The organism is Tabrizicola sp. (assembly GCF_051645465.1).
Classification (GTDB): domain Bacteria; phylum Pseudomonadota; class Alphaproteobacteria; order Rhodobacterales; family Rhodobacteraceae; genus Tabrizicola.
The window spans coordinates 1-10,362 of the sequence record NZ_JBOFBI010000067.1 but is presented as its reverse complement, the minus strand read 5'-3'; the positions used below and the strand labels follow the sequence as shown (position 1 = coordinate 10,362).

Genomic DNA, 10,362 nt, shown 5'->3' with positions numbered 1-10,362 from the left:
CGTCCGGACCGGTGGTGAACGACAGGCCGATGAAGTCGGCCAGATCGAGGTTCGGGTTCGTGACCGCAGCGCCGTCGCCTGCCATCCAGTCGGTCAGGTTGCGGGCCTGCTGATAGCGCCAGTGGGTGCCGATCAGGTCGCTGTCGTTGATATACGCGTCATAAATGTTCTCGCCGGTCTGCATCTGCGTCTGCAGCTTTTCGACGACGTCGCCTTCGCCGATCAGGTCGTGCGTCACCTTGATGCCGGTGATCGCCTCGAACGCCGGGGCGAGGACCTTGGCCTCATATTCATGGGTGCCGATGGTTTCCGAGACGACCTTGATTTCCATGCCCGCATAGGGCTTGGCCGCGTCGATGAACCACTGCAGTTCCGCTTCCTGCGCGGCGCGGTCCAGCGAGCTGAGTTCGCCGATTTCGGCATCGAGGAAGGCTTTCGCCGCCTCGATGTCGGCCCAGGCGGGGGCCTGCATGGCCATGAGCGCAAGCGCCATGGCTGTTGCGGTTGAACGTAGTCTCATGTGATTCCTCCCAAGAAATGTGAGACGTTTGGTTTTGCTTTTCCCCGGGGCGGAGATTGCCCGCCCCGAGGCCGTAAGTGCCCCCGTCAGACCCAGCGGAAGACCGCTGCGGCGTAGACGAGGGAGAGGATAAGCGCGCCCCAGAGAATGTCGGGGCCCGCAAAGAAGAGCCAGGCCAAATGGATGAAGGCCGAGCCCAGAAGCGAGATGAAGAGCCGGTCGCCACGGGTCGTCTCGATCCGCAGGACGCCGACACGGGGGGTTTCGGGGAAGCGGATCGCGAGCAGCGTCATGATGATCAGAAGGCTCGCGATACACCAGAAGAAGAGTGCGACGGGGAAGGTCCAGGCCATCCAGAAGAAGGGAATTAGCTGGCCGGTCCACTCGCGGACGCCCTCGTCGTCGACGGGGACGGCCCAGAGGAGGAGCGCGAGGATGGCCCCCATGACGAGGGCGAGGGTGAGGTAGATCGTGGTCCAGCGGGTGGCTGTCATGGCGTTTGCCCCTTGGCTCTCGTCGGGAGCCCCCCACCCCCGGCCCCTCCCCACGGGGGGGAGGGGAGGCGCTTGTCGCCGGCGGCGGGAAGAAAGGCGGGGTTTGCGGCCCCCCTCCCCCTGGTGGGGAGGGGATGGGGGTGGGGGGTTCCTCGGGTCATCATCATACCCTCCCCAGGGCGAAGCCCTTGGCGATGTAGTTGCGGACGAAGTAGATCACGAGCGCTCCCGGTACGATGGTCAGGACCCCGGCGGCGGCGAGGACGCCCCAGTCCATGCCGCTTGCGCTGACCGTGCGGGTCATCGTGGCGGCGATGGGTTTGGCGTCGGTGGTGGTGAGGGTGCGGCTCAGGAGAAGCTCGACCCAGCTGAACATGAAGCAGAAGAAGGCGGCGACGCCGATGCCGGAGGCGATGAGGGGCATGAAGATCTTCACGAAGAAGCGCGGGAAGGAGTAACCGTCGATGTAGGCGGTCTCGTCGATCTCCTTTGGGACCCCGCGCATGAAGCCTTCGAGGATCCAGACCGCCAGCGGCACGTTGAAGAGGCAGTGGGCAAGGGCCACGGCGATGTGGGTGTCGATCAGGTTCATCGCGGAGTAGAGCTGGAAGAACGGCAGCGCGAAGACGGCCGGGGGGGCCATGCGGTTGGTCAGGAGCCAGAAGAACAGGTGCTTGTCGCCCATGAAGTTGTAGCGGCTGAAGGCGTAGGCGGCGGGCAGCGCCACGGTGATCGAGATGACCACGTTCAGGGTCACGTAGATCATCGAGTTGACGTAGCCCATGTACCAGCTGGGGTCGGTCAGGATGACCATGTAGTTCCGGAACGTGAGGTTCGCGGGGAAGAGGGTGAAGGTGCCGGTGATCTCGGCGTTGGTCTTCAGGCTCATGTTGATCAGCCAGTAGATCGGGATCAGCAGGAACAGCAGGTAAAGGGTCATGACTATGGCGGAGGGGCGCATCAGCGGTTCTCCTCACGGTCAAGGTTGGTCATGACGGTGTAGAAGACCCATGAGATCAGGAGGATGACGAGGAAGTACATGATCGAGAAAGCGGCGGCGGGGCCGAGGTCGAACTGGCCGGTGGCCATCTTGGCAAGGTCGATACTAAGGAAGGTGGTGGAGTTGCCGGGGCCGCCGCCGGTGACGACGAAGGGCTCGGTGTAGATCATGAAGCTGTCCATGAACCGCAGGAGGACGGCGATGAGAAGGACGCCCTTCATCTTGGGGAGTTCGATGTAGCTGAAGACGGACCAGCGGGTGGCCTGGTCGATCTTGGCGGCCTGGTAGTAGGCCTGGGGGATCGACTGGAGGCCGGCGTAGCAGAGGAGGGCGACGAGCGACGTCCAGTGCCAGACGTCCATGACGACGACGGTGATCCAGGCGTCGATGGGGTCGTTGGTGTAGTTGTAGTCGATGCCCATCGCGGCGAGGGTGTGGCCCAGAAGGCCGATGTCGACGCGGCCGAAGATCTGCCAGATCGTTCCGACGACGTTGAAGGGGATGAGGAGCGGCAGGGCCATCAGGATCAGGACCAGGCTGGCCCAGAAGCCCTTTTTCGGCATGTTGAGGGCGATGAAGATGCCTAACGGCACTTCAATAGCCAGGATGATGGCTGAGAACAGGATTTGCCGCAGAAGCGCATCGTGTAGGCGGTCGGAGGTCACCATTTCCTCGAACCAGTCGATACCGGCCCAGAAGAACTCATTCTGTCCGAAGGTGTCGTTGACCGAGTAGTTGACCACCGTCATCAGCGGCAGGATCGCCGAGAAGGCCACCAGGACGAGGACCGGAAGGACCAGGAACCAGGCCTTGTTGTTCTGGGTCTTTTCCATCGCTCAGGCCCCCATCGGCTGGACGCGCCAGTCGTTCGCGTAGACGTTGATCTTGGCGGGCGCGAAGCTGACGCGGGCGTCCGCGCCGGGCAGGGTCATGCCTTCCGGCAGGACGGCGTTCAGGGGCTGGCCCTGAAGCTCGGCACGGACGATGCGGTGACGGCCTACGTCCTCGACCCGTTTGATGGTCACGGGCAGGCCCTCGTCCGAGATCGTCACGTAGTCCGGGCGGATGCCGATCTGGGTGCGGCCCGTTGTTGGCCCATAGGCCGCACCCAGGGGCACCGAGGCGCCGCCTAGCCGCGCCTCGGATCCCGCGATTTCCGCGTTGAGCAGGTTCATCCCCGGCGAGCCGATGAAGTAGCCGACGAAAGTGTGCGCCGGGGTTTCGAACAGCTCTTCCGGAGTGCCCATCTGCACTACGCGGCCTTCGTGCATGACGACGACCTTCTGCGCGAAGGTCAGGGCCTCGGTCTGGTCGTGGGTGACATAGATCATCGTGTGGCCGAACTCGCGGTGGAGCGACTTCAACTGCGTCCGCAGCTCCCACTTCATATGCGGGTCGATCACGGTCAGGGGCTCGTCGAAGAGGATCGCGTTCACGTCCTCGCGCACCATGCCGCGGCCAAGGCTGATCTTCTGCTTGGCATCAGCCGTCAAACCGCGGGCCTTCCGGTTCAGGATGCCCTCCATCCCGATCATCTGGGCGATCTGGTTGACGCGCTTGGCGATGTAGGCGGGGTCCATGCCGCGATTGCGAAGCGGGAAGGCGAGGTTATCGCGAACGGACATGGTGTCGTAGACGACCGGGAACTGAAACACCTGCGCGATGTTCCGCGCGGTCGTCGCGGCGTTGGTCACGTCGCGGTCACCGAAGAGGACGCGGCCCTGTGACGGGTGGACCAACCCCGAGATGATGTTCAGAAGCGTGGTCTTGCCGCAGCCCGAGGCGCCGAGGAGCGCGTAGGCGCCGCCGTCCTGCCAGACGTGGTCCATTTCCTTCAGCGCATAATCGGCGTCGGACTTCGGGGTCGCCGAGTAGCTGTGTGCGAGTTTTGAGAGCGTGATCTGGGACATTCAGGCCGCCATCGCATAAGGGGCGGGCGCGGCCAGGCGGCCCGTATTGTCGAAGAGGTACACATGCGCCGGGTCGAGCCAGATCGAGGCCTGGGTTCCGGCGGGCATGGGATGGACGCCATGGACAAGGCCGACCCAGCGGTCCTCGCCATGGGTGAGGTGGACAAAGGTCTCCGACCCGGTGATCTCGGTCGCACCGACGGCGCAGCGGAACTCCACCGCTTCACCGGAATGGCGGTTCAGGGTCACGTGGTTCGCCCGGAAGCCTGCGACGTAGTAACCATCGGGCAGATCGGCAGTCGGCCCCTTGGCGGCGGCATGGGCGCTTTCGCCGAACGTCAGGCGCGAAGCCTCTTTCCGGCAGGGGACGAAGTTCATCGGCGGGTCGGAAAAGACGCGCGCGGTGGTGGCGTCGCCGGGCAGCCGGTAGACCTCGGGCGTCGGGCCGAACTGGGTGACACGGCCTTCCCACAGGGCAGCGGTATTGCCGCCGAGTAGGAGGGCCTCTTCCGGCTCGGTCGTGGCATAGACGAAGATCGCGCCCGAGGCTTCAAAGATGCGGGGAATTTCGACCCGCAGCTCCTCGCGCAGTTTGTAGTCCAGGTTCGCGAGCGGTTCGTCCAGCAGCACCAGCCCCGCGCCTTTCACCAACGCGCGGGCCAAGGCGCAGCGTTGCTGCTGGCCGCCCGAAAGCTCCAAGGGTTTGCGGGTCAGCATCGGCGTAAGGCGCAGCATCTCGGCGGTCTGGTGGACGGCCTTGTCGATCTCTGCCACTGGACGCCCCATCAGGCGCAGGGGCGAGGCGATGTTTTCAAAGACGGTCATGCCGGGGTAGTTGATGAACTGCTGGTAGACCATCGCGACGTGGCGAGCTTGCACCTTCACGCCGGTCACGTCGCGGCCTTCCCAGAGGATGCGCCCGGTCGAGGGCTTGTCGAGGCCCGCCATCAGCCGCATCAGGCTGGTTTTCCCGGCAAGCGTCGGCCCCAGCAGGACGTTCATCGTCCCGTTTTCCAGGCGCAGGTCGGTCGGGTGGATATGCACCCTGCCCCCGACCGATCGCGATACGCCCTGCAGTTCCAGCGTCATTCCGTCCCCCTATTCCGCCGCCGGGCTGACAGCCCGCGAGGCGGTATCGGCCATGAAGCGGTCCAGCCGTTCGATCTGATCGGCGGTCATCCGCAGGCCCAGCTTGGAGCGACGCCAGACGACATCGGCCGCCCCCGCCGCGAATTCATGTGACATGAGCCAGCGCACCTCGGCCTCGGTCAGTGTAGCACCGAAATCCTGGCCCAAAGCCTCGGGCGTGGTGGCCTTGCCGAAGATGCCCATCGCTTCGGTGCCATAGGCGCGGATCAGGCGACCGGCCCAGTAGGCGGTCAGGAACGGGTATTCGGCCTTCAGCTTCGCCGTCAGCGCGGCCACCCCGTCATGCGGGAAATCGCCGCCCGGCAGGGCCACGCGGGCCGTCCAGGCAGGCTTCGCTTGCGGGAAGAAGGGCGTGAGTTTCGCCAAGGCGCTCTCTGCAAGGCGGCGGTAGGTGGTGATCTTGCCACCGAAGACGTTCAGAAGCGGCGCGCCGTTCTGGTCAAGGCTGAGGACATAGTCGCGCGTCGCCGCCGTCGCCGATTTGGCGCCATCGTTGTAGAGGGGCCGGACGCCGGAATAGGTCCAGACCACGTCGTCCTTGGTCACGGGTTTGGCGAAATACTGGCTGGCGAAGGCGAGGAGATAGTCCCGCTCCTCATCCGTGCATTTCGCGTCCTTGGGGGCGGACTGGTGGTCCTTGTCGGTTGTGCCGATCAGGGTGAAGTCCTGCTCGTAGGGGATCGCGAAGATGATCCGCCCATCGGTGCCCTGGAAGAAGTAGCAGCGGTCGTGGTCGAAGAGTTTCTTCGTGACGATATGGCTGCCGCGGACGAGGCGGACGCCTTCGCTGGAGTTGATGCGGGCGACGTTGCGGATCACATCCTCGACCCACGGCCCACCCGCGTTCACCAGCGCCTTCGCCTTGTGGTGCTGCGGCCCCTGCGGGCCTTCGGTGGTGATGTGCCACAGGTCGCCCTGCCGCTCGGCACTGACGACACGGGTGCGGGTCATGATCCGCGCGCCGCGTTTTTCGGCATCGCGGGCGTTCAGGACGACAAGGCGCGAATCCTCGACCCAGCAGTCGGAGTATTCGAAGGCCTTCGCGAAGCTTTGCTTCAGCGGTTTCCCGGCGGGATCCTTGGTGAGGTCCAGCGTACGGGTGGCGGGAAGGATCTTCCGGCCCCCCATCGTGTCGTACATGAAAAGCCCCAGGCGGATCAGCCAGTCGGGGCGGCGGCCCTTGGCCCAGGGCATCACCCAGCGCAGAAGGCGCGAGGTGGGTGTGTCGGACTCGAAACGCATGTCGGGGCTGAGGGGGAGGACGAAGCGCATTGGCCAGGAGATGTGGGGCATGGCGACGAGGAGGGTTTCGCGTTCCTCAAGCGCTTCGCGGACGAGGCGGAACTCGAAGTACTCCAGGTAGCGCAGGCCGCCGTGGAAAAGCTTGGTCGAGGCGGAGGATGTGCCTTGGGCCAGGTCACCCTGTTCGGCGAGCGTGACCGTCAGACCGCGACCGGTGGCGTCGCGGGCGATGCCGCAGCCGTTGATCCCACCGCCGATGATGAAGAGGTCGCTTGCGACCCCTGCCACGCCGTCCGTCACTTGAGTTCCTCCCCCGGACACAAGCTGCGCCAACTGTCGCGATTCAGTCAACGGCTTTCTTTCGTTTAGGCGCGCTTTCTGTAAAAGCGAACATCTGCGAGCAGTGATCCCCTCGTTTTTCTGCAGTTGCAGCCGCCGATTTCTGCAAACGCAAACAAACGAAAACCTGCGCGCAGCACAAAACCGCTGACAGGCCGGGCTTCCCGTGGCAGAAGAGGCAAACGCGGGATGCGAAGGGAAAGGAACGTGGCGCTCAACTTTCGGCAGACCGAAATCCTTGAACTCGCCCGCGCCGAGGGGCGGGTGATCGTCGAAGACCTGGCCCAACGCTTTGACGTGACGCTGCAGACCATCCGTCGCGATCTGTCCGATCTGGCTGACGCGGGGCATCTGGACCGGGTGCATGGCGGTGCGGTGCTGCGGACGGGCGTGACCAACATCGGCTATGAGGCCCGGCGGCGGATGAACGAGGGCGCGAAGGCTGCGATTGCGCGGGCCTGCGCTGCGGCGATCCCGGACAACTGCAGCCTGATCCTCAACCTCGGCACCACGACCGAGGCGGTGGCGCGCGAGCTTCTGGCGCATCGCAACATCACGGTGATCACCAACAACATGAATGTCGCCAACATCCTGGTCGCCAATCCGGGGTGCGAGATCGTTGTGGCGGGAGGAGCGCTCCGCCGGACCGACGGGGGTCTGGTGGGCGAGCTTACGACCCAGTTCTTCGAGCAATTCAAAGTCGACTATGCGGTGATCGGCGTCTCGGCGCTGGACCGGGACGGCGACCTTCTGGACTTCGATCTGGCCGAGGTGCGGGTGTCGAAGGCGATCATCCAGCAGTCGCGCGAGGTCTATCTTGTGACGGACCACTCCAAACTTGACCGCTCGGCGCCGGCACGGCTGGCCTCGCTTTCCGAGATCAGCACGCTTTTCACCGACCAGCCCCTGCCCGAAGACCTTGCCCAGAAGTGCGAGGGCTGGGGGACAGAGGTTCAGGTGGCGAAACCTGACTGAGCGGCCTGCACGAAATCTGCGAAAATCCTGCGGCGGGCCTGCGCAGCGGTGGTGCGAGACCCTGAGTGCATAACAACGCCGGGGGGCAGCATGCGCAAGGAACTGATCATCCCGGGGGTGCCGCGCGCCCTTCTGGTCGACATGTGGTGGCTGGCCAGCGAGACCGATGCCGCGCCGCCCGTCCCGGACCAAAGGCGCTGGAGCGGGGCAGAAGGCTGGCGCGGGCCGCTCGCCGCGCTGGTCGGGCTGGTGGCGCTGGCCGATCTTCTGTTCTACGGCCATGCCACCGGCCTGTCGCTGGCGATCTTCGCGGGAGCGATCTTTGGTGTCGTGGTCGTGCTGCGCCGCACGCGCGATTGGGGACGGCCTGCGTTACTCCTGACGGTCGCCGCATTGCCGGTGGTCGAATATGTGCAGGCGTTGTCAGTGGGGTTTCTGACGCTGGGACTGCTCGCGAGCCTTGTCTGGGTGGCGAGTGGAAGGGTGGCCCTGGGGCAAGGCATGCTGGCGCTGGCAGGGACAATTCCCTGGCGTGGCGTTTTCGATCTGACCCGCGCGAGCCGGGAGATCACCAGCCTCCCGCGCCCGCGCGAAGCCTTCGCGGGCCTGACCCGGACCTGGGCCTTGCCAGTGGGTGGGGGGCTGGTCCTGCTCGGTCTATTGGCCGCGGCGAACCCGATCCTTGAAGAGTTTCTGGCCGGGCTTCTGAACTTCCCGACCGGTAGCGCCGATCTGATCCCCCGCCTGGCCTTCTGGCTGGGCGCAGGGTTGCTGATCTGGCCGCTGATTGCGGTGCCCCGCCCCGTGGCCCCACTGCCGATACGCGAGCTGCAGCCCATCAGCCTTGGACTGACGGCGGCGGCGGTGATCCGGGCGCTGGTCCTCTTCAACGTGCTTCTGGCGGTGCAGACCGGTCTCGACGCCGTCTATCTGTGGGGAGGCACGACGCTTCCCGAAGGAATGACGGCGGCGGAATACGCGCGTCGCGGGGCCTATCCGCTTCTGGTGACGGCGCTTTTGGCCGGGGCGTTCGCGTTGGCGGCGCGGCCCTTCGCGCGTGAGGATCGACGGCTTCGGGTGCTGCTTATGCTCTGGCTGGGCCAGAACGTTCTGCTGACCTTCGCGGCCCTGATGCGGCTCGACTACTACATCGACGCTTTCAGCCTGACCTATCTGCGGATTTACGCAGGGATATGGATGGCTGTGGTGGCTGCGGGGCTGGGTCTGACCGGCTGGCAGGTCTGGCGCGACCTGCCGAACCGCTGGCTGATGCTGCGCTGTGCGGCGATGGGGGTCGGGGTGCTTTACCTGACTTCGTTCGTGAACTTTGCGGCGATCATAGCGGCCGAGAATCTGGCGCGGGACGACGTGGACGGGACCTATGTTTGCGCGCTGGGACCGACGGCGGCTGCGGCGATCGTCGCGTCGGGGGTCGATCCGATAATGACAGATCACCCTTTGTTGCGGCCCGGAGAGGGCTCGATCGAGTGCCAGGTCAGCCGCCCCGATATCGAAAGCTGGCGCGATTGGGGCTTCCGGAACTGGCGCGTGAGCCGCTATCTGGAGCAGGTACCGGCGCGGAGTTGACGGATGAAGATCCTTGTCGTGGATGACGACCCGCGCCTTCGGTCGCTGGTGGGGCTCGCGCTGGAACGCGCGGGCTTCACGGTGGTCACCGCCGCCGACGGCCAGGTCGCACTGATGCAGGCGGCGCGCGAGGCGCCTGACCTGATCGTCCTGGATCAAGGGCTTCCCGAGGTGGACGGGCTGGAGGTCTGCCGCCGGATCAGGGCAAAGTCCGAGGTGCCGATCATCTTCCTGACCGCTCGGGATGACGAGCTTGACCGCATCATCGGGCTGGAGCTTGGGGCGGACGACTATGTGACCAAACCCTTCTCGCCCCGCGAGCTGGTTGCGCGGGTCAAGGCGGTCCTGAAGCGGACACGAGGCGGAAACGGTGGCGCGGTACTGCGGCACGGGGTGCTGAGCCTGGACCCGGCCAGACATGCCTGCATGGTCGGCGAAACCGAGGTTGCACTGACCGGGACCGAGATGGCGATCCTGCGAAGCCTGATCCAGATGCCCGAGAAGGTGACGGGTCGGGCGCATCTGGTGGACACGGTCTGGGGGGCTGGAAGCCCGGTCTCGGACCGGACTTTGGACAGTCATCTCAGAAACTTGCGGCAAAAGCTCGCGCTTGCGGGCTGCGCGGATGCGATCGAGACACTGCATGGCGTCGGCCTGCGGATGGGTCCATGCCGCGGATAGAGCGGAAGTGGCGCCCCTCGCTTTGGCAGGTTCTGGGCGGGGCGCTGTTGGGGACGCTGGGGCTGTCGTTCCTGGGGCTGGTGACCTTGCGCTATCTGGGTCCGGTGATCGGGTTCCGGGCGGGTGCGGTGATCGTCGGGGGTGTGATCCTTCTGATGACGCTGGTTCTGGGGTTTCTTCTTATCCGGCTGATTTTGCGACCGATTTCGGCGCTGGCGGACCGGGCCGCGGGGCTGCGGCGCGATCCGATGGCGCGGCCGGAGCCGCTGGCGCATTACGGCACGAAAGAACTGCGGGACCTGGGCGAAAGCGTGCTTGACATGGCAGGGCGCCTGCAGGCCCGCGAGGCGACGATCCGCAGCTTCACCGACCATGTGACGCATGAGATGAAGACCCCCCTTTCGGCGGTGCGGGCCGCGGTGGAGATGCTGGAGGACGGGCCGCTGGACGCGACCTCGAAGGGGC

Annotated in this window: 10 protein-coding genes and 1 pseudogene; 4 read left to right on the top strand and 7 right to left on the bottom strand. The window is 65.2% G+C overall.

The window, feature by feature from the left end:
- The 7 genes and pseudogenes from ACRCSW_RS03940 to glpD all read right to left on the bottom strand — a co-directional run.
- Positions 1-520, bottom strand: a pseudogene (locus ACRCSW_RS03940) (carbohydrate ABC transporter substrate-binding protein); the annotation flags it as partial.
- An 86-nt stretch (positions 521-606) separates the two neighbouring features.
- Positions 607-1,014, bottom strand: coding sequence for a DUF2160 domain-containing protein (locus tag ACRCSW_RS03935; RefSeq protein ID WP_438702766.1), 408 nt, complete (start codon positions 1,012-1,014; stop codon positions 607-609).
- A gap of 163 nt (positions 1,015-1,177) precedes the next feature.
- Positions 1,178-1,978, bottom strand: a complete 801-nt coding sequence (locus tag ACRCSW_RS03930; protein WP_438702769.1) for a carbohydrate ABC transporter permease — start codon at positions 1,976-1,978, stop codon at positions 1,178-1,180.
- Complete coding sequence (locus tag ACRCSW_RS03925) at positions 1,975-2,847, bottom strand: carbohydrate ABC transporter permease (RefSeq protein ID WP_438702764.1); 873 nt, start codon at positions 2,845-2,847, stop codon at positions 1,975-1,977. Before ACRCSW_RS03925 ends, ACRCSW_RS03930 begins: the two co-directional genes overlap by 4 nt.
- A 3-nt stretch (positions 2,848-2,850) precedes the next feature.
- A complete protein-coding gene (locus tag ACRCSW_RS03920) occupies positions 2,851-3,924 on the bottom strand; it encodes an ABC transporter ATP-binding protein (protein WP_438702763.1) in 1,074 nt (357 codons plus the stop codon).
- A complete protein-coding gene (locus ACRCSW_RS03915; protein WP_438702761.1) occupies positions 3,925-5,013 on the bottom strand; it encodes an ABC transporter ATP-binding protein in 1,089 nt (362 codons plus the stop codon). It lies immediately after the preceding gene.
- Positions 5,014-5,022: 9 nt separating this feature from the next.
- A complete protein-coding gene (gene glpD, locus ACRCSW_RS03910; protein ID WP_438702767.1) occupies positions 5,023-6,636 on the bottom strand; it encodes a glycerol-3-phosphate dehydrogenase in 1,614 nt (537 codons plus the stop codon).
- A 225-nt stretch (positions 6,637-6,861) separates the two neighbouring features.
- Here glpD and ACRCSW_RS03905 point away from each other — a divergent pair, with 225 nt between their 5' ends.
- From ACRCSW_RS03905 to ACRCSW_RS03890, 4 genes are all read left to right on the top strand, one after another.
- Complete coding sequence (locus ACRCSW_RS03905; protein ID WP_438702759.1) at positions 6,862-7,629, top strand: DeoR/GlpR family DNA-binding transcription regulator; 768 nt, start codon at positions 6,862-6,864, stop codon at positions 7,627-7,629.
- Positions 7,630-7,719: 90 nt separating this feature from the next.
- Positions 7,720-9,216, top strand: coding sequence for a DUF4153 domain-containing protein (locus ACRCSW_RS03900; RefSeq protein WP_438702757.1), 1,497 nt, complete (start codon positions 7,720-7,722; stop codon positions 9,214-9,216).
- Positions 9,217-9,219: 3 nt separating this feature from the next.
- Complete coding sequence (locus ACRCSW_RS03895; protein WP_438702756.1) at positions 9,220-9,897, top strand: response regulator; 678 nt, start codon at positions 9,220-9,222, stop codon at positions 9,895-9,897.
- A partial coding sequence (locus ACRCSW_RS03890) for a histidine kinase dimerization/phospho-acceptor domain-containing protein (RefSeq protein ID WP_438702754.1) occupies positions 9,885-10,362 on the top strand: 478 nt, incomplete at its 3' end. The genes ACRCSW_RS03895 and ACRCSW_RS03890, both read left to right, overlap by 13 nt.

Coding starts and splice junctions, on each gene's coding strand:
- ACRCSW_RS03895 (WP_438702756.1), top strand. CDS start 9,220: ATGAAGATCCTTGTCGTGGATGACGACCCGCGCCTTCGGTCGCTGGTG.
- ACRCSW_RS03935 (WP_438702766.1), bottom strand. CDS start 1,014: ATGACAGCCACCCGCTGGACCACGATCTACCTCACCCTCGCCCTCGTC.
- ACRCSW_RS03920 (WP_438702763.1), bottom strand. CDS start 3,924: ATGTCCCAGATCACGCTCTCAAAACTCGCACACAGCTACTCGGCGACC.
- ACRCSW_RS03915 (WP_438702761.1), bottom strand. CDS start 5,013: ATGACGCTGGAACTGCAGGGCGTATCGCGATCGGTCGGGGGCAGGGTG.
- ACRCSW_RS03925 (WP_438702764.1), bottom strand. CDS start 2,847: ATGGAAAAGACCCAGAACAACAAGGCCTGGTTCCTGGTCCTTCCGGTC.
- ACRCSW_RS03900 (WP_438702757.1), top strand. CDS start 7,720: ATGCGCAAGGAACTGATCATCCCGGGGGTGCCGCGCGCCCTTCTGGTC.